The organism is Streptomyces sp. NPDC054796, assembly GCF_053611545.1.
In genome coordinates this window covers 18,942-39,121 of sequence record NZ_JBSHAO010000047.1, presented here as the reverse complement: position 1 = coordinate 39,121, position 20,180 = coordinate 18,942, and the positions used below count along the sequence as shown (strand labels likewise).

Below are 20,180 nucleotides of genomic sequence, written 5' to 3'. Positions count from 1 at the left end.
CACGGCTGGGCCGCGGAGGGGGAGGGTGGATGGTAGGCGGCACCTCACGCGGGGCGGACGCCCTCGGCGCGCGAACCCGCGCACGCCCCCCACGGCCCGCGACGGCGACCGCCCCGGGCGGGGGTGTGCCGGCCGGGGCCGGTCCGGTTCCGTACCGCCCCTCACCGCCGGGGCGTCGGCGTCGGGCTACAGCGTCAGCAGCGCCCTGACCGGCAGCCGCGCGTCGGCCAGGGGCCGCATCGCCATCCGGAGCAGCACCAGGGTGCTGTCGTCGCCCGCGGTGCGGTTGGCGCTGAGTTCGCCGCAGGCCAGACACTGGTGGATGAGCATCCACTCCCCGTCCGGCCTGACGCTCAGGCACAGCGCGTTCATACGCGCCCGGCACTCCGCGCTCCGGTCGCCGGGAACGCGCTGGTCGACATGACGGCTCGTCAGACAGTACGGGCAGTGGTTGCGGTGTGCCGTGCCAGGTGCCGTCAGCGGCACGTCCAGGCGGCAGCCCACGCACCGGAACGCGTCGCCCGGCGCGCCGCCGGGGCCGTGCAGCACGTCCTTGGGCCGCTGCGCGCGCCGCCGCTGGGAGCGCTGGGGCCGCTGGGAGGGTTTACGTCGTGGCATGACCGTCTCCTCCCGTCTCACAGATCGCCGAACGCTTCGAGCGGGAACGGCGGTTGGGCGAGTGGACGTACGGCCATGCGCATCAGGATCAACTGGTTGTCGTCCCCGCACACGGGGCTGGAGGTCAGCTCGTCGCACCGGGTGCAGCGGTGGATGACCATCCAGTCGCCGGTGCGGAGCACCGCTATGGCGATGGGCGTCATCCGCGAGCCGCACTCGGAGGGCCCGCCCTCGACGTGGTCGTGGACGTGCCGGGAGTGGACACAGCTCGGGCAGTGGTTGCGGCGGCTGCCGTCGGGGGCGAGCGCGGTCACGGTGAGCCCGCACCACAGACAGCGGAACGTGTTGGTGCGCGCGAAAGAACTCGCGGAAGAACTTGTGGAAGAACCCGTGGAAGAACTGGGGCCGGGGATGTCGTTGTCGTTCAGCACCCGGAATACTCCTTGCCGAGAAATGAGTCAGCTACAGCAGGAGCGGGCCGAGCGGCCTCGGAGGGAATGTCCCGGATTTCGGCCACCGCACCATGAGGTGCGGGCATGCCGGTACTCCGGAGGCGTCGCGCCGGTGCCGGTTGCGGTTCCGGAAAAGGCTCAGCGGCGCGAAGAGTCCGTCGTACGGTGAGGCACGCTCGGCTTGGGCCGGGTCATAAACGCCTTCTTTCCAGGGCTCGGCCCCGAGTGGTTCTCATGGCGGACGTGGGCACGTTAGCAGCGGCTTCGCGCGACGCGCCAAGGGTTTTCCCGGCCGCCCCGCCGACCGGCGCACGTCGGCCGGTCGGCGGCCCCGGACCATCGGACCAGGTCTCGGGCCTGGGCCCTCACCGGTTCAGACGCGGTCGAGCAGCTCCGCGTGCCCCTGCGCCCGCGCGCAGTGCGCACAGCAGAAGAAGTGGCCCTCGGTCTCCAGGCCGTGGCCCAGAATGCGGCAGTTGCAGTTGTCGCACACGGGCGCCAGCTTCTGCGCCGCGCATTCGAAACTGTCGAAGATGTGCGGAACCCCGGCGGTACGCACCTCGAAAGCCATCGCGTAGTCGTTTCCGCAGACCTCGCATTCGGCCATTTCCGATCACTCCGTTTCTGTGCTGGCTGGTCGGCGCTTTCCGTGCCGCCGATTCCTGTGCTGCCGATGATCCGGGCGCGCCGTCCCTTTCGCGGACGCCCGAAATCCAGCATCCAGTACCGGGGGCATGCGGTTCGGCGGCCTTGCCGGGACGCGCGAGGCGGGCCCGTGGCTATCACTCCGCTGGCCGACCCACGTACCGCCCACCGGCCCCGTACCGGTCCCATACCGCCTCTGACCGCCCCTCACCGCCCCGGCGAATGCGCCCGACGAACCGTCCCGGCTTGTCCTGGATCCGATTGAACGGCGGCCCGGCGCGCGGCATGCTGAGGCCATCCGACGTGCCGGTCCGAGCCAGAGCGACAGCCCCCGAGAGTGGGTCCCCGATGCCTTCCGCGGCCGGGCGCTGCGAAGCCTGCGGCGCCGAACTGCCCGCCCGTTCCCCGGACACGCGCCCGAAGCCGGGACGTCCGGCTCGGTACTGCTCCAGCGCGTGCAGGCAGCGCGCCTACCGCAGGCGGACCTCGTCGGCAGCCCCCACACCCGCGACCGCACCGGCACCGCCTCCCTCCCCGTCCCCCGTCGTACGGTCGGCGCCGCGGGCCGCCGGGCGGATCGCGGCGCCGCTGGACAGCTTCGTCGGCCGGACGCGTGAGCTGCGGGAGGCCGGGGCGCTGCTGGAGGGCTACCGGCTGGTCACGCTCACCGGGCCCGGCGGGGCGGGAAAGACCAGGCTGGCGGTCGAGTTGGCCCTGCGGGTGCGGCCCCGCTACGGCGACGGCGTGTGGCTCGTCGAACTGGCGCCGCTCATGGACGGAACGCGGCTGGCCGACACCGTCGCCGGGCGCCTGGGTGTGCTGGAGGAGGCGGGGCGGCCCGTCGCCGACACCCTGGCCGAGGCGCTGGCCGGACACCGGTCGCTGCTCGTGCTGGACAACTGCGAGCACCTGGTGCGCGAAGCGGCCGGGTTCACGGAGCGGCTGCTGCGCCACTGCCCGGGGCTGCGCGTCCTCGCGACGAGCAGGGAGTCGCTGGACGTGCCGGGCGAGGCGGTCTTCCGGGTGCCTGAACTGTCCCTCCCGGAACGCGCCGGATCCGAGCCGCCCGAGACCTCTGAACCCTCGGAGCCGACGGACCCCTCCGCGTCCCGTCGGCGCCCCGCGCCCCGTGCCGACGCCGCCTCGGACGCGGTGCGGCTCTTCGTCGAGCGGGCCGCGGCCGTCGCTCCGGACTTCGTGCTGACCCGCGCCAACTCCCGTGCCGTGGCCGACATCTGCACCCGCCTCGACGGCATGCCCCTGGCCATCGAGCTGGCGGCGCGACGGGTGCGGCTGCTGCCCGTGGCGGAGATCAGCGCCCGCCTGGACGACCGCTTCCGGCTGCTGACCTCCGGCGCGCGGACGGCCGACGCGCGCCACCAGGACCTGCGGACCACCATCGAGTGGAGCCACGACCTCCTGGAACCCGCCGAACAGGCCCTGCTGCGGCGGCTTTCGGTGCTCGTGGGCGGCTTCGGCGTCGAGTCCGCGACGGCCGTGGGCGCCGACGGGAACCTGGTGGAGCCGGGGCAGGTGCTGGGGCTGCTGGCGGGTCTGGAGAGCCGCTCGCTGATCGTGCCGGAGCGCGACGCGGCACGCGGCAGGTTCCGTCAGCTCGAATCGATCCGCCTGTACGCGCGTGAACTGCTGGACGGGGCACGGGAGACGGACGCCGTCATGGAGCGGCTCGTGTCGCGGTTCGTCACGCTGGCGGAGCCGGTCGCCGGGGACGCGATGCTGCACTGCTACCAGGAGCTGGAGCCGCTCGACGCCGAGAAGCCCAGCCTGGACGCGGCACTGGAGTGGTGCGCCGGGCGCGGCGACACCAGACGGCTGGCGCTCGCCGCCGCGCTCGGCCGGTGCTGGCGGCACCACGGCCACTTCTCGCGGGGCCACGCGCTGTTGACCACGGCGCTGGCGGAGTCGGCCGCTGACCACCCCTGCCGTGGCGCGGCGCTGGAGCAGGTGGCGGCGCTGGCCGCTGCGCGCGGTCTGCACGCCGAGGCCGGAGCGGCGGCGGCCGAGGCGGAACGGCTCGCCGCGGCCTCCGGGGGCCCGGTCCCGCTGGGCCGCGCCCTGAACACCCTGGCCCTCGTCCAGCTCGCCGAAGGGCGCGCCGAGGACGCCTTCGCCACGGCGGGCCGCTGCCTGCGACTGGTCGAGCCGCTGGGCCGTCCTCTGGACACGGCCGTCTATCTGCACAACCGGGCCTGGTTCGCCTTGCAGTGCGGCCGTACGGAACTGGCCGACCAGCTCATGCGGCGCTGTCTGCCCATGTACCGCGCGCACTCCCCGCATCCGCTGCCGCCGGAGTGGTCGCACACCGCCGGGGTGCTGGCGCTGGCCGTCGGCGACGTGGCGCACGCGGAGGAGCGGCTGCGCGAGGGGCTGCGCACCTATCTGCCCCCGTCCGCGTACGCGTCCACCTCCGCGTCCGCGTCTCCGTCCGCCTCCACGGACTCGGCTCCGGCTCCCGCGTCGGCCGTGTCCGGTGTGCTGCCCGTCGTCGGGATCGAGCTGCTGGAGGGGCTGGCCATCGCGGCTGCCGGGAGCGGACGGCCGCTGCGGGCGCTGCGCCTCGCCTCGGCTGCCGAGGCCGTGCGCCGTACGCGGCGCATCCGTGCCGCCGGGTCCGACGGGGCCGACGGCGACGGGCTGAAACGGGCGCTCGCACACGCCCGGGTGCGGCTCGCCGCCGCCGAGGCGGCGCGGGCGACGGCCGAGGGCGCGCGGCAGCGGCTGCCCGAGGTCCTGCGCTACGCGGTGGACGGCGTCTGGGAGGTCCCCTCCGTGGAGAGCGTGCCGCTCACGGCGCGGGAGATCGAGGCGGCGCTGCTGGTGACGGAGGGCTACACGAACCGTCAGATAGCGTCCCGGCTGCACATCTCGGAGCGCACCGTGGAAGCGCACCTGGCCAGCATCAGGACGCGGATCGGGCTACGTTCCCGGGCGCAGCTCGCGAGCTGGGCGGTCCGGCATCTCGACGACGGCGCCCTGGCCTGAAGCGCGCGCCGCGCGCCCCCGTCGTCCGGGCCGAGCGCTCATCGGCACCAGTACCAGCACCGGCCCTGGCCCTGGCCCCGGCACCAGAACGAGCACCGTCCTCCGCCATCGCGCGGCTCAGCGCGCGCATCCCGTGGTAGAGCCGCGCCTTGACGGTCCCGGCGGGCAGCCCCAGCGCACGCGCCGCCTCCTGGACCGTCCGGCCCCGGAAGCAGGTCTCCTCGAACGCCTGCCGGTACTCGACGGGAAGCGCGCGCATCGCCTCCGCCACGGTCTCGCCCTTCGACGTCGGCATGGTCCGTCCGCCCTCCCGGCTCGTGGACACCCCAGCCTGCGCGACACCCGGGCACGGCCGCATCGGGTGAAACCGCGAAGGGTTTTCGTGACGGAGCCCGTGCGGGTGGGAGCGGGTACGGCCGGGCACGGGGCCGGGTGGCGTGACGAAACGCCGTGACGCGACGAGGCGCGACGTGACGCCACGAGGCGACGGCGTGCCGCGCACGCGGGGCTACGCGGCGGCGTCCGCGTCGCGGCGGTAGACAGAGTCGAGTACCTGGTCCTTCGCCGGGCCCCGCACCCGCCAGCGCAGCCGCCACTCGTCGGGCGAGAGGACCGTGAAGGTGCCCTCGTAGCGGTCGGCGGCGCACGGGTGGACTGCCGTCCACCGTCCCTCGCGCAGGTCCAGCGTGTGGAAGGGGCGGCCGTCGCCGAAGGCGACCTCGGCCGTGCCGTCCGCGAGCGGGCGCACGCGCAGCGTCCGCCCGGCCTCGCGCGGCACGCCCTCCCACACCAGCACGCCCTCCTCGACGTGCAGCCACTCCCCGCCCCCCGTCGCACGGAAGTCCGCGGTGCCGGTGAAGCGCCCTGAGTGCCCCGAGGTCTCCTCGCGCAGCTCGCGTTCGACCCGCCATCTCCCGGCCAGATACGCGAGCGCGTCGGGCACGGGGTGGGCGGGGAGTGCGGGGGCAGGGGCGGGGTCGGGACCGGCCGGGGCGCCGGCCCGGCGCGTCGGGTGGCTGTCGGTGGGCATGCCCCCAGTCTCCCAGTACCCGCCTGCCACGGCACCGGCACCGGCCCCGGCACCGACCCCAGCACCGGCACACCGGGCCCTGTCACGGGGGGGCGGGCCCGGTCACGCGCCCGGATCTGTCACGCCGCTGGAAGCCCCAGGAGCCTGCGGGTCACGGTGTACGGGGACTCGTCGCGCTCGCGGGCCAGCGCGATGACGGCGCGGCAGGCCAGCTCGTTCACGCCGAAGCTCAGCGCCTCCTGGGAGACCCCGGAGGCGGCCTCGGCGCCGCGGCGTTCGTCGCCGTCGGCGCAGGCCGCCACATAGACAGCCGCCGCCTCGAAAAGATTGCCCTCGCGGCGCGCGGGACGCGCACGCTCCGGGTCAGGACGCGGGCGCTCCGGCGGGGTCCACACGGCGATGGCCCACTCGCGGATCCTCTTCCACACGTGAATTCCTCCCTCGGGCGGTCAACCCCGCGGATGGTTCAAGTGTGCCTCACCATGCGCGTGTTGGCCCCGGCACGCGCTGCGGTGCCGCGTCGGCGCCGGAGCAGGTGTGCGCTGCGGGCATCCGGTCCTCGACGGGTATCAGCGCGGTGAGGCCCGCGATGTCGATGAGCCGGCGGACGAAGGGGTCGGCGGTGACGATCACCAGCCGTCGGTCGTCGGCGCGCAGCCGCCGGTAGAGGCGGTGGAGCCCGCCGAGCCCGCTCGCGTCGATGAAGGTGACCTTCCGCAGATCGGCCACCACCTCCGGCTCGCTCCCGAGGTCGGTCCCCTGGAGGAAGTCGGCTCCCGCCGGGGCGACGACGAGGTCGATCTCCCCGCTCAGCTCGACCACGAGGGTCCGCCCGAGGGAGTACCGCCTGATCTGTTCGCCGGGATGCCATGTGGCCATCCGCTCCCCCCTCTTCCGCCTCGGCCTCCGCCTCAGCCCGGACTTCGCCCGCATACTCCCGCCGCGTCTGCCGGAGCGCATGGGCCCAATGGGGCACATCGCGGCACCGGGCCCGGCGCGCCCCGGTGATCGTTTCGGCGCCGTGCCGGTACGGGTATCCCGCGGCCACGTACGCGCCGCCCTGGCCGTACGGCTCCCGGCCGCGCCGGGCGGGAGGAGACGGCGCCACCGGCGAGCCCCGCCACCCACGCCACGTCGGCCGGTGCCCTTTCGGAGGAGGCTTCATGACCAGGCTCGAACGACGGCTGCCGCGCCCGAAGGACCTCGCTCCGCTGCTGCGGCTGCGGGCCCGTGAGCCGGACGCGGTCCGCAGGCGGCTGGCGCACGCGCACACCATCGGGGATCTGCGCCGCATCGTCAGGCGCCGCACACCCGCCGGGCCCTTCCACTACACCGACGGCGCGGCGGACAGCGAAGGGGGCCTCCGCCGGGCGCGGGAGGCGTTCGCCGATCTGGAGTTCCGGCCCAGTGTGCTGCGGAACGTCGCCGAGGCGGACCTGTCGACGGCCGTGCTGGGCGCGCGCTCGGCGCTCCCCTTCGGCATGGCGCCCACCGGCTTCACCCGGATGATGCACGCGGCGGGAGAGCGCGCCGTCGTCGCCTCGGCGGCCCGCGCCGGTATCCCCTACGCGCTGTCCACGATGGGCACCACCTCCATCGGCGACGTCGCGGCGGCGGCGCCCTCGGCCCGCAAGTGGTTCCAGCTCTATCTGTGGAAGGACCGCGAACTCTCCCTCCGGCTGGTGGCGGACGCGAAGGCCGCGGGGTACGAGGCGCTGCTCGTCACCGTCGACGTGCCCGTCGGCGGCAACCGGCTGCGCGACCTGCGGCTGGGCATGACGATCCCGCCGCAGCTCACGCTCAAGACGTTCCTGGACGCGTCGTACCGCTGGGAGTGGTGGTTCAACTTCCTCACCACCGAGCCCCTGTCCTTCGCCTTCGACAAGGAGGGCGAGGGGGCGCTCAGCGAGATCGTCGCCAAGCTCTACGACCCGACCGTCACCTTCGAGGACCTGTCCTGGATACGGGAGGCGTGGGACGGGCCGCTGATCGTCAAGGGCGTCCAGACCGTGCGCGACGCGGAACGGGCCCTGGAACACGGCGCCGACGGGATCGTCGTCTCGCACCACGGCGGGCGCCAGCTCGACCGGGCGCCCGTCCCTCTCCATCTGCTCCCGGAGATCGTCGGCGCTGTGGGCGCGCGTGGCACGGTCATGCTCGACAGCGGCATCACGAACGGCGGCGACATCGTGGCCGCGCTCGCCCTGGGCGCCGACTTCACCCTCGTGGGGCGTGCCTATCTCTACGGGCTGATGGCGGGCGGCGAGGCGGGCGTGGACCGGTGCGTGGAGATCCTCGCCGCCGAGATCGAGCGCACGATGAAGCTCCTCGGGGTGACCAGCGTCGCCGAACTGTGCCCGGACCATGTGCGGCTGATGTCCCGTCGGGCGCCCGTGCCCCGCTCCGGCTGACCCCTCCACCGGACCACCGGTCGCGGGCCACGCGCGTACGGGGCGCCCTCACACCTCCCGGACGAGGGCGCCTTCCGGGACGGGGGCCGGGCGGCGGCACGTGGTGGTGACCTCGGCCCGGCCCTCGCCCTCGGCCGCGTCCAGCAGGGACTCCATCACGTCCAGCACATGCAGGGCGACCTCGCCTGAGCAGCGCTGGGGCCTCCCGTCCCGCGCGGCACGCGCGAGATCGGCCAGCCCGATGCCGCGCCCGGCGTCCGCGTACCCCTGCGCCGGTGGCACGGCCCGCCACAACGGGTCCTGCGCGGTCAGCAGCTCGACCTGCCCCTCGAACCTGTTGGGGTCGGGGACGGAGACGCTGCCGTCCGTTCCGTACACCTCTATGCGGGGCAGCCGCGCCGCGTGTATCTCGAAGCTCATGACCACGGTACTCAGGGCGCCCCGCTCGTGCTGGAGGACACCGGTGACGTGCGTGTCCGTCAGCACCGGGAACGGCTCGCCCCGGCGCGGGCCGCTGCCCACTGTTCGCTCGGCCCCGGAGCGCGAGGAGGCGCCCAGCACGGACCGCACCGGGCCGAGCAGATGCACCAGTGAGGTCAGGTAGTACGGGCCCATGTCCAGCAGCGGGCCCGCTCCCGGCGCGTAGAGGAAGGCCGGGTCGGGGTGCCAGTCGTGCCCCGCGCAGGTGAAGAACGCGGTCGCGGCCACCGGTTCGCCGATCAGGCCGCCGTCCACCACGGCACGCGCCGTCTGGAGCCCGCGCCCCAGCACGGTGTCGGGCGCGCAGCCGACGAGGACGCCCGCCTTGTCGGCCGCGGCCAGCACGCCCATCGCCTCCTCGCGGGTGGCCGCGAGCGGTTTCTCGCCATGCACGTGCTTGCCGTGGGCGAGCGCCGCGTGCGCGACGGTGGCGTGCGCCGCGGGGACCGTCAGATTGAGGACGACGTCCACGTCGGGCGCGGCGCACAGTTCCGCGACGGTCAGCACCCGGGTGCCGGGCCGCCCGGCAGCGGCCTGCTCGGCGCGGCCGCGGTCGAGGTCGGCGACGGCGGTCAGCTCCAGCCCGGCCGCCGCGCCGTGCGTGTCGAGGTAGTCGAGATACTGGCCGCTGATCTTGCCGGCGCCGACGAGCCCGACCCTCATCGCGTCCCCGTGCCCGCGCGTACGGCCGGGTCAGGGCGTCCTCTTCGTGTTCGCGCTCCTCGCGTCGGCGCTCCTCGCGTGGGCACGGTCAGCGGAACCACGGTTCGTGGGGGCACGGTTCGTGGGGGCACGGTCCACTCCTCTTCTCGTACGCCGAGTGCGGGGGCGGTGCGGCGGGCATGGTGCGGCGGGCTGCGTACGGCGCTGTGCGGTCGTGGGTGCTCCCGTGCGGAGGGCCCGGCGATCTCCCACTGTCACCCGTGGCCGGGGCGAAGTCCATGCCCGGGGCGCGAACTCGGGCGGGAGGCGGCGGCCGGTGAGTGGATGCGCCAGATCACGTCGACCCCCACCTCACCGGGGGCCTCGGCGCCCTCGGGCACCGGCACGCGCTCGACCTCCGTGAAGCCCAGACGGCGGGGCACGCCCTCGCTCGCCAGGTTCGCCGCGTCGTGGTGGATCTCCACACGGTCCGTCCCCGGCAGCGCGAAGCCCTGCTGGAGGAGGGCCGCCGCGGTCATGGTGGCGAGGCCCCGGCCCGTCCATCCGGGGTGGAGCCAGTAGCCGATCTCCAGTCCGCCGCGGCCGATCCGCCGCATGAGCCCGCAGCTCCCGATCACCTCGCCACCGGAGGTGATCGCGTAGTTGTACGCCTGCCCTGACGCCCACTCCTCGTCGCTCCGCGCCAGAAAGGCGGCGATGGCGTCGCGGCCGTGGTGGGCCGCCCACGGCATCCACGGCCGCAGGTGGGCGAGCGCTTCGGTGGCCACCCGGTTCAGGGTGTCGACGTCGTCCGCGCGCCACCGGCGCAGTTCCACCTCGTCGAAGGCGACGGTCTCAGCAGGCTGCTCCAGCTGCTCCATGCGAAGGGATGCTCCTCCGAACGGGCGCCCGCCGGCAACGCGTTTACCGTCGACGGGCACCGCCGCCCCTCGCCGTCGCGCACCCCCACCAGGGCGCACCGCACAGGCCCGTACGGGTCCGATACGCCACACGCGGGCCCGACACGCGGGGGGCGCGCCCGGTGCGGACCGCACACTCGTGCCCGGCGCGCCGATGACCGACCATCGCGGTCGCGCCCACACCCTCGTCCCGCGCCCCCTGGAGATCCCTCCATGAGACCCGCGAGCCCCATGAGACGCCGCACGCTGCTCCTCTCGGGCCTGGCAGCCGGAGCCGCCGCGGCCACCAGTCCGCCCGCCACCGCGCGCCCACGACGCGACGCACCCCCGGCGGCAGCCCTCCCCGCCGCAGCTCAGAAACCGCTCCACGAGACCCGCACCCTGGCCGTCTCCGGCAAGGGCGCGCACACCTACCGCATCCCGGCGCTCACCGTGACCCGCGACGGGACCCTGCTGGCCGCCTACGACCGGCGCAACCGCAGCGGGCGCGATCTGCCCGGTGACATCGACATCATGGTCAGGGCCAGCCGCGATCTGGGCAGGACCTGGAGCGCGCCCCGCGTCGCCGTCACCCACCCGTCCGACGGTTCCGGGGTGGGCGATCCGAGCCTGCTGGCCGACCGGGACACCGGCCGCGTCTTCCTCTTCCACGCCTTCGCGCCGCGCGGCGTCGGCTTCCTCACCTCGGGCCGCGGCAACGACCCCGAGAGCCGCGAGATCCTCCAGACCGACTGCGCGTGGTCCGACGACGACGGCACCACCTGGCACCACCGGCGCCTCACCCCACACCTCAAGGACCCCGCGTGGAACGGCATGTTCGCCGCCTCGGGAACCGGCATCCAGCTCTCCTCGGGGCGGCTGCTCCAGCAGTACGTGGTGCGGCACGACAGCCACAACCGCGCGGCCAGTGCCTACAGCGACGACCACGGCGCGACCTGGCGCCTGGGAGAGCCCACCCGCGCCGACCTGGACGAGAACAAGGCCGTCGAGCTGGCCGACGGCACCGTCATGCTCAACTGCCGCGCCACGAGGGGCACTCGACGCCTCGTCGCCTACTCCCGCGACGGCGGGCTCAGCTACGGTCCAGCCCGGCCCGACCGCGCGCTGGCCGATCCCAAGGTCAACGCCGCCGTGCTGCGCTACGCGCCCGGTTCCGGCACGGTGAAGGCCGACGAGACGGAGGCGGACTGGCTGCTGTTCAGCAACCCCCGCCACCCCACCGAGCGCCGCAACCTCACACTCAGCCTCTCCCGCGACAACGGCCGCACCTGGCCCGTCTCCCGGACGGTGGAGAAGGGCCCGGCCGCGTACTCCACCATGACGCGCCTCCCCGACGGCACGATCGCCCTCCTCTACGAGGCCGGACCGTACGGCAGACTCGTCTTCGTCCGCTTCAACCTCGCCTGGCTGCTGGACGCATGACGGGGCATCAGGTCCGGCGGCGGACGTCAGAGCACCCCGGCCACGGGCTCCCTGCGGGCCACGTCGATCAGCGACAGGTCGGTGATCTTCAGGCTCGGCGAGACCGCGAGCGTCAGCGTGGACACGCTCATGAAGGGGTTGAGGTGGTCCCAGCCCCACTCGGTGAGGGCCGTACGGACCGCGCGGGCCCGGCCGGCGACGTCGTCGGGCACGTCCTGCGACATCACACCGCCCACCGGCAGCGGCATCCGCGCGGCGACCCGCTCGCCGTGGACGACGGCCACGCCGCCGCCGTCGTCCACCACGGCGGCGGTGGCGGCGGCCATCGCGGCGCGGGAGGTGCCGACGGTGAGCAGGTTGTGGCTGTCGTGCGCGTAGGTGGTGGCCACGGCGCCCGGTGACAGCTCGCGCCCCACCAGGGGCGCGAAGACGGCTCCCGCGCGGCCGTACCTGTTGCGCACGCGCACCAGCGTGACGCGCCCCTCCCACTGGACCTCGCCGCCGCTGACCGGCAGTTCGGCCTCGACGGGCTCGGTGTAGGTGTCGCGGGAGTTGACCCGCATGGCGCGGAAGCGGTGGGTGCCGTCGGGCAGGTCGACGTGCCAGCGGAAGGCGTCCTCGCCGGGCCGCTCCACCCGCACGGTGCCCGCGAGCGCCCCGGCCTCAGCCAGTGTCCCGGCCTCCTCGCGCACCCCGGTCTCCGCGCGCACCCCGGTCTCCGCGCGCCGCGTGCCCGCCCGCCCGTCTCCCCGCTCCGTCCCCTCGCCGCCGGTCTCCGCGCCGACGGCCACGCCGTCGCGGCCGACGATCCTGCCGCCCGCGAAGACGAGCGCCGGGTCGAAGTCGCCGAGTTCGCCGCGCAGCAGCACGAGGTCGGCGCGCTTGCCGGGGGCGATCACGCCCCGGTCGTGGAGCCGGAGCCGCTGGGCCGGGGTCCAGGTCATGGCGCGCAGCGCGGCGGCGGGCGGCAGCCCGGCCCGTACCGCGACACGGCCGATGTGGTCGAGGTGCCCGGTGTTGACGATGTGGTCGGCGGCGAGGTCGTCCGTGACCAGGCACAGCGGCGGCAACTGCGGCAGGGCCAGCAGCGCCGCCACCACGTCGGGCAGCAGGCACTTCTCCTGGAGCATCATCAGCATGCCCATCCGGGCCTTCTCCAGGACCACTTCGGTGCGGTTCTTGGTGTGGTCCGAGTCGACGCCCGTGGCCATGTACGCGCTCAGGTCCGCGCCGCTGAGGTTGGGGCAGTGGCCGTCCAGGATCACACCGCGGTCAGCCGCTGCCCCGATGACGTCGGCCATGCGCGGGTCGCCGGAGACGACGGCCCGGTAGTCCATCACCTCGCCGAGCGCGATCACGTCGGGCCATCCGAGCATCTCGGCGATGTCGTCGGCGTCCAGGCTCGCGCCCGCGTGCTCCAGTCCGGCCAGCGCCGGGACGCAGGAGGGCACGCCCCACAGTTGGGTCTGCGCGGTGTCCCTGCCCGCCTCGATCATCCAGCGCATCGCCTCGGCGCCCGCCACGTTGACGATCTCGTGCGGGTCGGCCAGGACGGTGGTGGTGCCCCGGGCCAGGGTGAGGGAGGCGAAGGTGTGCGGGGTCAGGAAGGAGCTCTCCACGTGCATGTGCGCGTCCACGAACCCGGGCGCGATCAGCAGCCCGGTGGCGTCCACCCTGTCGTGTGCCTCGGCGGGCGCGTCCGGGGGCAGCACACCGCTGATGGTGTCGCCGCGCAGCAGCACGTCGGCCGCGAACTCCTCGCCGGTGAAGGCCGAGACGACACGTCCCCCGGTGATGCGGATGTCGTGTGTGCTGTGGTCACTCATGCGTGTGTGCTCCAGGGTCCGGGGTTCGCGGCCGGTCACGCCGGTCAGGGGACGAGGGTGTAGAAGTAGTAGCCGAGCGGGATCATGACGATCCACAGCCCCCACGGGATCTCCCGGAGGCGCCCGGAGACGGCCTTGACGAGGACGTGCGCCGCGAGTCCGACGGCGATGCCGGTGCCGAAGTTGCCGAAGAAGACGGTGGTGGCCACGGTCAGCGCGGCGGGGACGGCGTTGGTCGGTTCCTTGAAGTCCACGTTGCGCAGCGCGCCGAGCATGGTGAGCCCGATGAACATCAGGACCGGTGCCGTGGCAGCCGACGGGATCAGGGTGGCGAACGGTGTGACGAGCAGCAGCGCGGCGAAGGCTCCCGATGCGACCACGGACGACAGGCCCGTACGTCCTCCGCTGTCGGCACCGGCCGAGGACTCCAGATAGGCGGTCATGCTGGGCGCCCCGAGCCCGGCGCCCCCGATGACGGCGGCGGAGTCCACGTAGAAGGGCCTGCGGACACCGGGGATGTTGCCCTCCGCGTCGGTGAGCCCCGCCCTGCCCGCGACGGCCAGCAGGGTGCCCGTCATGGAGAAGAACTCCGAGACGAAGAAGGCGAAGATGTAGGGGAAGTACTCGGGCTTGAGCGCGCCGATCAGATCGACGTGGAAGGCGACGGGTCCGGGGCTGTCGGGGCTGCCGAAGAGGCTGTCGGGGATCTCGGTCACACCGAGCGGCACACCGGCCACGGTCACGACGGCGATGGTGATCAGGAAGGCGCCCGGCACCTTGCGCGCGCTGAGGCCCGTCAGCAGGAGCAGCCCGCCGAGCGCCAGGAGCGCCGTGGGCTGGGAGAGGTCGCCGAGGGCGAGCGCGTCGCTCTCGGGCTTGGCCACGACGAGGCCGCTGTCCCGGAACCCGAGCAGCGCGATGAAGAGCCCGAGCCCGCCGCTGACCGCGTACTTGAGGTTCAGCGGCATCAGCCGTGTCACCAGATCGCGGATGCCCAGGGCTGTGAGCAGCAGGAACGCGATGCCCGACCAGGCCACCATGCCGAGCGCGTCGTCCCAGGGGACGTGGTCCTGGCCGACGATGGTGACCGCCACCAGGGCCACGCCGCCGAGGCCGGGCGCGAGCACGAAGGGGAGGTTCGCGAACAGCCCCATGGCGAGCGTCGCGAGGACGATGGAGAGGATCACCCCGGTGGTGACCGGGCCGTGCGGGATCCCGGCCTTGGCGAGCTGGCCGGGTACGACGACGACCGCGTAGGCGGCGGCGACGAACATCGACAGCCCGGCGACGACCTCGGTGCGCGGCGTGCTGCCCCGCTCGCGGACGCGGAACGTGCGCTCCAGGAGCCCGGCCTTGGCGGCGGCCTCGGGGGCGGGCCCAGGTGCGGGCCCGGGCACGGGTGTGGTTCCGGAGTCGGTCTCGGGGTGGGGCATGGCTACCTCGACGGGGATGGCGGGACCGCGAGCGGGGGCGGCCCGGAGCGGCCCGGCGGCGTCGACGGGACGGGAGGACAGGGCAGGGCGGGACAGGGACGGGTGGTGGCACGCAGACCTGGGAGCGAGGGCGCTCCCGGCTGGTTCCGGTCTCTGCAACCGTTTGATGCAACCGGTTGCAGAGACCGGTTGCAGATAGGATGGCACGGCGCGGCGCCCCTGTGAAGACGGGCCCCGTCCCGGCGCGCCGAGCGCGGCGTCCGGGAGCCGACCGGCCGGAGGGGAACGAACGTGGCGACGCTGGCTGATGTGGCCCGCGAGGCCGGTGTGTCCAAAGCGACGGCCTCGCGCGCGCTGATGCGCCCCGACATGGTGGCGACGGACACCCTGGAGCGGGTGCGGGCCGCCGCCGAGCGCCTGGGCTTCCAGGCGAACCGGGCTGCCCGCGCGCTGACCACGGGGCGCACCGGCATGGTCGGGCTGATCGTGCCCACGCTGGCCAACCCGTTCTTCGCGCCCCTCGTGCTGGGCGCGCAGCGGGCGGCCGAGGAGACGGACAGCCATCTGCTGGTGGCCGTCTCCGAGTACAGCGCCGAGCGCGAGGAGGCGCTGGCCGCGCGGCTCTCGCAGCAGGTCGACGGGCTGGTCATGGTGGCGCCCGTCGGGGAGGACGCCGCGCTGCGGGAACAGGCGCGCCGACGCCCGCTGGTCCTCGTCGACCGCAGGGTGGGGCGGCTGCCAGCGGTGGTCCTGGACACCGCGTCCGGCACGTCCGAACTCGTGGGCCATCTGCTGGAACTGGGCCATCGCACTCTCGGCTATGTGTCGGGCCCGCCGGGGTCCTGGGCGGACGAGCGACGCCGCGAGGCCATCGCACGCAGGACCGAGGAGGGCGGCGGGCGGCTGCGCGTGCTCGGGCCACTGCCCCCGACCTTCGACGCGGGCATCGCGGTCGCGGGAGAGCTGCCCGGCGAGGTCACGGCCGTCATCGCCTACAACAGCTTCCTCGCGCTGGGCCTCCTCCACGGGCTGACGGCGGCCGGGGTGCGGGTGCCGGGGCGCGTCAGCCTGGCCGCCGCCGACGGGCTCACCGCCCTCGGGGCGACCACACCGGGGGTGACCGCGCTGGACGTGCCCGTCGAGGAGGCGGGCGCGCTGGCGGTCACCCGTCTGCTGGAGGTGGGCGCGGGGGTGCGGCGCACCGTGTCCACGCGGCTGCCGACGCGGCTGAGGGTGCGCGAGTCGACGGCACCGCCCGACTGAGAAGCGAGCCGCCGGCCCCAGGTGTCAGCGGGCCGCCGGGCGCAGCGTGGCCGGGTCGGTGCCGGGGAGCACGAGGCGCACCCCTTCGCGCTGGAGCCGCCCGGCGATGGGCGCCGGCGGTTCCTCGTCGGTGACGACCGCGTCCAGGCGGTCCCAGTCGCACAGCAGGACGGGCGCCGTGGCGGCGAACTTGCGGTGCCCGATCAGCAGGACGACGCGGTCGGCTATGTCCATCAGCGTCTCCTTGACCTGGCGTTCGACGTCGGCCGAGGCGTAGATTCCGCGTTCGTCGACGGCGGCGGCGCCGAGGTAGAACGTGCGCACCTTCAGGCGCTTGGCCATCTCCACCGTGGGGGTGCCGACGAGGGCGCGGCTCGGCGGGTAGAAGTCGCCGCCCAGGGCGATGCCGCGGACGCCGGGGCGGTCCATGAGCAGGTCGATGACGGGCACCGAGTGGGTGACGACGGTGCCGTGGAAGCTCTCGGGGAGCGCGTCGGCCAGCTGGAAGGCCGTGGTGCCCGCGTCGACGGCGATGACGTCGTCGCCGACGCAGTTCGCCGCGACCGTGCCCACCCGCTGCTTCTCCTCGACCCCGGCCGCCGACCGGCTGCGGTACTCGCTGGGCGGCTGCTGGTCCTGCGGGGCCGGGAGCACCACGCCGCCGCGCACCGCGACGGCCTCACCGTGGAGGTCGAGGCGCCGGATGTCGCGGCGCGCCGTCATCTCGGAGACGCCGAGCCTGGTGGCCACGTCCGCGATGCTCAGGAAGCCCGTGGCGCGCAGGGCCTGAAGGATCTCCGCACGGCGCGCGGGGGCCGGACGACTCGGCCGCGCGGGCCCTCGCGGACGGCGCGGGCGCCGTCGTCGCCACCCGTGGCGGCGCGGGCAGCGTCGCCTGGTGGGAGGAGCGGCGCGCGGAGGCCACCGCCTTCCAGGGGGTGGACATCGTCTCGAAACTCGGCGCCGGGGACGTCTTCCACTGCGCCCTGCTCTCCGCCGTCTGCCGGGGACTGCACTGGCCGGAGGCCCTGCGCCAGGCCAATGCCACCGCCGCCCTGTCGTGCCGCGCGCTCGACGGACGCGGCGCCGTGCCCGGGCTCGCCGAACTGGAGGCCCACCTCTCCGGCCGTACGCCCGGCGCCGCCTGAACCCCGCCCGTCCCGCCCGTCCGCGCCCTCCCCGCCCGGCGGACCCGCCCCGGCGCCGGGCACCCCTTCTTCCCCCTTTCCCCTACCGCGCCTCCCGAGGAGTCACCCATGACCGCCCCCACCACCGGCACGGCCGCCACGCTCGCGGACATCGCCCGCCCGTCAGGCGGCTTCGCGATGCTCGCCGTCGACCAGCGCGAGGCGATGCGCCTGATGTTCGCCGAGACCACGGCGTCCCCCGTGCCCGACCAGGTGCTGACCGACTTCAAGGTGGCGGCCACCCGCACCCTCTCGCCGTACGCCTCCGGCGTCCTCGTCGACCGCGACTTCAGCTACGACGCCGTGCTGGAGGCGGGAGCCGTGGACCCCGGCTGCGGACTCATCGTCGCCGCCGACCGGTTCCTGCCGGGCAACGGCGTCCCCGTCGACGCCGTGGAACTCGACGACGAGGTGGACCCCGCGCAGGCCCGTGCGCGGGGCGCCGCCGCGCTGAAGCTGCTCGTGCTGTGGCGCCAGGACGAGGACCCGGAGGAGCGGCTGTCCATGGTCGCCGAGTTCACGGCACGCTGCCGCGACAACGGCCTCGTCAGCATCATCGAGCCCGTGGTGCGCCCGCCGCGCCGGGGCTGGGAGTTCGACCGCGAGGCGGCGATCGTGGCGGCGGCCCGGGAGCTGGGCAGCACCGACGCCGATCTGTACAAGGGCGAGATGCCCTACGGGGGCGACGCGGGGGACCGGGTGCTCCACGACGCCTGCCGCCGCCTCGACGACGCGGTGTCCATGCCCTGGGTGATCCTCTCCTCCGGCGTGCAGGCCGACCTGTTCGGCAACGCCGTCCGCGTCGCGTGCGCCGCCGGGGCCTCCGGGTTCCTCGCCGGACGCGCCGTGTGGAAGTCCGTGATCGGTACCCGCAACACCAACGCCGTGCTGCGCGACGTCTCCGTGCCCCGGCTGCGACGGCTCGGCGACATCGTCGACGAGGCGGTCGCCGCGCGCCCGGCGAACGGCACGGGTACGGGCGCGGGCACGGGTACGAGCGCGGGCGCGGGCACGGGCACGGGCACCTCGGGCTGACGCCCCGTCCGCCGCCCGGAGCGCACGGCTCCCCTCCCCCTCTCCGCCCGCACTCTCCCCTCCCCGGAGGTTTCCATGGCTCCCGTCTCCCGCATCGTGTTCACCGGCGTCCACGAGGTCACCGTCGAGGACGGCGAGGAGGAGCAGCCCGTGCCCGGCCCCGGCGAGGTGCTTCTCGCGCCGCAGTACCTGGGCATCTGCGGCAGTGATCTGCACGTGCTGAAGGGCGGGCACCCCTTCGCGAAGCCGCCCGTGGTGCCAGGGCACGAACTGTCAGCGGTGGTCACGGGAACCGGGCCAGGGGTGGCCGGGGTCGCCGTGGGCGACCGCGCGGTCATCGACCCGATCATGAACTGCGGCACATGCCGCGCCTGTCTCGCGGGGCGCCCCAACCTCTGCGAGCCCCCGAGGGTCGCGGGGTTCCGCGCCCCCGGCTTCGGCCGCACCTCGTACGTCGTGCCCGCCTCGCACGTCCACGTCGCGCCTCCGGAACTCCCCCTGGACGCGCTGGCGTTCGCGGAGCCCGTCGCCTGCGCCGTGCACTGCCTCAGCCGGATGCCGGAGGCGGCGAACCGCGAGGACGTGCTCGTCATCGGCGCTGGCACCACCGGCCTGACGATCACGCGGGCGCTGCGCGTCAGCGGGGCGGGACGCGTCACCGTCTCCGAGCCCGACCCCGTCAAGCGGAAGCTGGCGTGCGAACTAGGGGCGGACGAGGCGGTGGCGCCCGGAGAGCTGCCCGAGGGCCGGAGGTTCACCGGCGTCATCGATGTCGTGGCGGCGGCGCCGACGCTGGCCGAGGCGTGCGCCCGGGTCCTCCCCGGCTGCCCCGTCGTCGTGATGGGCGTGCCCGACGGGCCGCGTGAGATCCCGCTGCCGCCCATGCAGCGCTTCGAGCGCGATCTGCTCAGCGCCGTCATGCTCGCGGTGGGCCTCTTCATCAGCTCGCGGTGGGCCTCTTCATCAGGCTGCACACCGAGGAGACCCCGGACTTCCGCGAGTCCGCCCCGAACACGGGCGCGGGACACACCGCCACGGGGAACGGAGACGCACAGGTCCGGGCCGCCGCGCGCGAACGGCCCCCGCTCGTCGAACTGCTGCGCCGCCACCCCCGCGCCCTCCTGCTCGCGCTCGGCGCCCGGCTCGCCGAGACCGTCTCCTCCAACGTCGTCAACGCGTTCGCCGTCGCGTACGTCGGCACACAGCTCGCCCTCGACGACAGCGTCCCGCTCACCGGCATGCTGCTGGCCTCGGCCGCCGGCCTGGTCGCGTGCCCGCTCTTCGGCCGTCTCTCCGACCGGTTCGGACAACGCGCCCTCTATCTCCTGGGCGCCGCCTTCGTGGTGCTCTACGCGTTCCCGTTCTTCCTGCTGCTGGACACCCGTGACCCGGCCGTCATCACCCTCGCCCTCATCATCGGCTACAACCTGGGCCCCACCGTCATGTTCGCGGTGCAGCCGACCCTGTTCACGACGATGTCCGGCACCCGCGTCCGCTACACGGGCCTGTCCGTCGCCTACCAGCTCTCCGCGATCCTCGGCGGCCTCACCCCGCTCATCGCCACCTCCCTGCTCACCCTGGGCGGCGGGCGCCCCTGGCTGGTCGCCGCGTTCACGGCGGCCGTCGCGGCGCTGTCCTGGGTGTGCGTCCTGTTCATCGGCGACCACCGCGCGCACCGTACGGAGGGCCCGCGCACGCCGGGACGACCGGCGCCGCCCGAGGGCACCCCGGCGCCCCACCGCGCCCCGATCTAGACTGGCCGGTGCCGATTCCCGTGCCGATTCCCGTGCCGATTCCGGTGCCGATCCCCGCC

General features: G+C 74.4%; 18 protein-coding genes and 2 pseudogenes. 8 read left to right on the top strand and 12 right to left on the bottom strand.

The window, feature by feature from the left end; all coding sequences use genetic code 11:
- Positions 1-186: 186 nt before the first annotated feature.
- From ACWGJ2_RS30500 to ACWGJ2_RS30490, 3 genes are all read right to left on the bottom strand, one after another.
- Positions 187-618, bottom strand: coding sequence for an RNHCP domain-containing protein (locus ACWGJ2_RS30500; RefSeq protein WP_453349501.1), 432 nt, complete (start codon positions 616-618; stop codon positions 187-189).
- Between the two features lie 17 nt (positions 619-635).
- Complete coding sequence (locus ACWGJ2_RS30495; protein ID WP_453349500.1) at positions 636-1,049, bottom strand: RNHCP domain-containing protein; 414 nt, start codon at positions 1,047-1,049, stop codon at positions 636-638.
- A 394-nt stretch (positions 1,050-1,443) separates the two neighbouring features.
- Positions 1,444-1,677, bottom strand: coding sequence for a hypothetical protein (locus tag ACWGJ2_RS30490; protein WP_453349499.1), 234 nt, complete (start codon positions 1,675-1,677; stop codon positions 1,444-1,446).
- A gap of 386 nt (positions 1,678-2,063) precedes the next feature.
- Here ACWGJ2_RS30490 and ACWGJ2_RS30485 point away from each other — a divergent pair, with 386 nt between their 5' ends.
- Complete coding sequence (locus tag ACWGJ2_RS30485) at positions 2,064-4,718, top strand: ATP-binding protein (RefSeq protein WP_453349498.1); 2,655 nt, start codon at positions 2,064-2,066, stop codon at positions 4,716-4,718.
- Here the strand turns inward: ACWGJ2_RS30485 and ACWGJ2_RS30480 are convergent.
- From ACWGJ2_RS30480 to ACWGJ2_RS30465, 4 genes are all read right to left on the bottom strand, one after another.
- On the bottom strand, positions 4,636-4,977 hold the full coding sequence (locus tag ACWGJ2_RS30480; protein WP_453349525.1) for a sigma factor-like helix-turn-helix DNA-binding protein: 342 nt from the start codon (positions 4,975-4,977) through the stop codon (positions 4,636-4,638). The genes ACWGJ2_RS30485 and ACWGJ2_RS30480 overlap by 83 nt on opposite strands.
- Positions 4,978-5,226: 249 nt before the next feature.
- Positions 5,227-5,748, bottom strand: a complete 522-nt coding sequence (locus ACWGJ2_RS30475) for a DUF6314 family protein (RefSeq protein WP_453349497.1) — start codon at positions 5,746-5,748, stop codon at positions 5,227-5,229.
- A 119-nt stretch (positions 5,749-5,867) separates the two neighbouring features.
- Positions 5,868-6,143: a hypothetical protein gene (locus ACWGJ2_RS30470; RefSeq protein WP_453349524.1), complete on the bottom strand. Its 276-nt coding sequence runs from the start codon at positions 6,141-6,143 to the stop codon at positions 5,868-5,870.
- A gap of 82 nt (positions 6,144-6,225) precedes the next feature.
- Positions 6,226-6,627: an STAS domain-containing protein gene (locus ACWGJ2_RS30465; protein ID WP_453349496.1), complete on the bottom strand. Its 402-nt coding sequence runs from the start codon at positions 6,625-6,627 to the stop codon at positions 6,226-6,228.
- A gap of 284 nt (positions 6,628-6,911) precedes the next feature.
- Here ACWGJ2_RS30465 and ACWGJ2_RS30460 point away from each other — a divergent pair, with 284 nt between their 5' ends.
- Positions 6,912-8,159: an alpha-hydroxy acid oxidase gene (locus ACWGJ2_RS30460; protein WP_453349495.1), complete on the top strand. Its 1,248-nt coding sequence runs from the start codon at positions 6,912-6,914 to the stop codon at positions 8,157-8,159.
- 48 nt (positions 8,160-8,207) lie between these two features.
- Here the strand turns inward: ACWGJ2_RS30460 and ACWGJ2_RS30455 are convergent, their stop codons facing one another.
- On the bottom strand, positions 8,208-9,302 hold the full coding sequence (locus tag ACWGJ2_RS30455; RefSeq protein WP_453349494.1) for a Gfo/Idh/MocA family protein: 1,095 nt from the start codon (positions 9,300-9,302) through the stop codon (positions 8,208-8,210).
- Between the two features lie 254 nt (positions 9,303-9,556).
- A complete protein-coding gene (locus tag ACWGJ2_RS30450) occupies positions 9,557-10,162 on the bottom strand; it encodes a GNAT family N-acetyltransferase (protein WP_453349493.1) in 606 nt (201 codons plus the stop codon).
- 270 nt (positions 10,163-10,432) lie between these two features.
- Between ACWGJ2_RS30450 and ACWGJ2_RS30445 the strand changes: the two genes are divergently transcribed.
- On the top strand, positions 10,433-11,623 hold the full coding sequence (locus ACWGJ2_RS30445; protein WP_453349492.1) for a sialidase family protein: 1,191 nt from the start codon (positions 10,433-10,435) through the stop codon (positions 11,621-11,623).
- 26 nt (positions 11,624-11,649) lie between these two features.
- Here the strand turns inward: ACWGJ2_RS30445 and ACWGJ2_RS30440 are convergent, their stop codons facing one another.
- The gene (locus ACWGJ2_RS30440; protein WP_453349491.1) at positions 11,650-13,449 is read right to left on the bottom strand and encodes an adenine deaminase C-terminal domain-containing protein; all 1,800 of its coding nucleotides are present in this window, start codon (positions 13,447-13,449) and stop codon (positions 11,650-11,652) included.
- Positions 13,450-13,493: 44 nt separating this feature from the next.
- The gene (locus tag ACWGJ2_RS30435) at positions 13,494-14,882 is read right to left on the bottom strand and encodes an NCS2 family permease (protein ID WP_453349490.1); all 1,389 of its coding nucleotides are present in this window, start codon (positions 14,880-14,882) and stop codon (positions 13,494-13,496) included.
- 291 nt (positions 14,883-15,173) lie between these two features.
- Between ACWGJ2_RS30435 and ACWGJ2_RS30430 the strand changes: the two genes are divergently transcribed.
- Positions 15,174-16,145: a LacI family DNA-binding transcriptional regulator gene (locus ACWGJ2_RS30430; RefSeq protein WP_453349489.1), complete on the top strand. Its 972-nt coding sequence runs from the start codon at positions 15,174-15,176 to the stop codon at positions 16,143-16,145.
- Between the two features lie 24 nt (positions 16,146-16,169).
- Here the strand turns inward: ACWGJ2_RS30430 and ACWGJ2_RS30425 are convergent, their stop codons facing one another.
- The gene (locus ACWGJ2_RS30425) at positions 16,170-16,940 is read right to left on the bottom strand and encodes a DeoR/GlpR family DNA-binding transcription regulator (protein ID WP_453349523.1); all 771 of its coding nucleotides are present in this window, start codon (positions 16,938-16,940) and stop codon (positions 16,170-16,172) included.
- 44 nt (positions 16,941-16,984) lie between these two features.
- Between ACWGJ2_RS30425 and ACWGJ2_RS30420 the strand changes: the two are divergent.
- The 4 genes and pseudogenes from ACWGJ2_RS30420 to ACWGJ2_RS30405 all read left to right on the top strand — a co-directional run.
- Positions 16,985-17,293: pseudogene (locus ACWGJ2_RS30420) on the top strand (carbohydrate kinase family protein); the annotation flags it as partial.
- A gap of 108 nt (positions 17,294-17,401) precedes the next feature.
- Complete coding sequence (locus ACWGJ2_RS30415) at positions 17,402-18,367, top strand: hypothetical protein (protein ID WP_453349488.1); 966 nt, start codon at positions 17,402-17,404, stop codon at positions 18,365-18,367.
- Positions 18,368-18,442: 75 nt separating this feature from the next.
- Positions 18,443-19,276 (top strand): annotated as a pseudogene (locus ACWGJ2_RS30410) (zinc-dependent alcohol dehydrogenase); the annotation flags it as partial.
- A gap of 41 nt (positions 19,277-19,317) precedes the next feature.
- A complete protein-coding gene (locus ACWGJ2_RS30405; RefSeq protein ID WP_453349487.1) occupies positions 19,318-20,121 on the top strand; it encodes an MFS transporter in 804 nt (267 codons plus the stop codon).
- Positions 20,122-20,180 lie beyond the last annotated feature (59 nt).

Bases quoted from the DNA above. Each gene is read 5' to 3' on its own strand.
- ACWGJ2_RS30500 (WP_453349501.1), bottom strand. From the start codon at position 618: ATGCCACGACGTAAACCCTCCCAGCGGCCCCAGCGCTCCCAGCGGCGG.
- ACWGJ2_RS30490 (WP_453349499.1), bottom strand. From the start codon at position 1,677: ATGGCCGAATGCGAGGTCTGCGGAAACGACTACGCGATGGCTTTCGAG.
- ACWGJ2_RS30485 (WP_453349498.1), top strand. From the start codon at position 2,064: ATGCCTTCCGCGGCCGGGCGCTGCGAAGCCTGCGGCGCCGAACTGCCC.
- ACWGJ2_RS30480 (WP_453349525.1), bottom strand. From the start codon at position 4,977: ATGCGCGCGCTTCCCGTCGAGTACCGGCAGGCGTTCGAGGAGACCTGC.
- ACWGJ2_RS30475 (WP_453349497.1), bottom strand. From the start codon at position 5,748: ATGCCCACCGACAGCCACCCGACGCGCCGGGCCGGCGCCCCGGCCGGT.
- ACWGJ2_RS30465 (WP_453349496.1), bottom strand. From the start codon at position 6,627: ATGGCCACATGGCATCCCGGCGAACAGATCAGGCGGTACTCCCTCGGG.
- ACWGJ2_RS30460 (WP_453349495.1), top strand. From the start codon at position 6,912: ATGACCAGGCTCGAACGACGGCTGCCGCGCCCGAAGGACCTCGCTCCG.
- ACWGJ2_RS30455 (WP_453349494.1), bottom strand. From the start codon at position 9,302: ATGAGGGTCGGGCTCGTCGGCGCCGGCAAGATCAGCGGCCAGTATCTC.
- ACWGJ2_RS30450 (WP_453349493.1), bottom strand. From the start codon at position 10,162: ATGGAGCAGCTGGAGCAGCCTGCTGAGACCGTCGCCTTCGACGAGGTG.
- ACWGJ2_RS30445 (WP_453349492.1), top strand. From the start codon at position 10,433: ATGAGACGCCGCACGCTGCTCCTCTCGGGCCTGGCAGCCGGAGCCGCC.
- ACWGJ2_RS30440 (WP_453349491.1), bottom strand. From the start codon at position 13,449: ATGAGTGACCACAGCACACACGACATCCGCATCACCGGGGGACGTGTC.
- ACWGJ2_RS30435 (WP_453349490.1), bottom strand. From the start codon at position 14,882: ATGCCCCACCCCGAGACCGACTCCGGAACCACACCCGTGCCCGGGCCC.
- ACWGJ2_RS30415 (WP_453349488.1), top strand. From the start codon at position 17,402: ATGACCGCCCCCACCACCGGCACGGCCGCCACGCTCGCGGACATCGCC.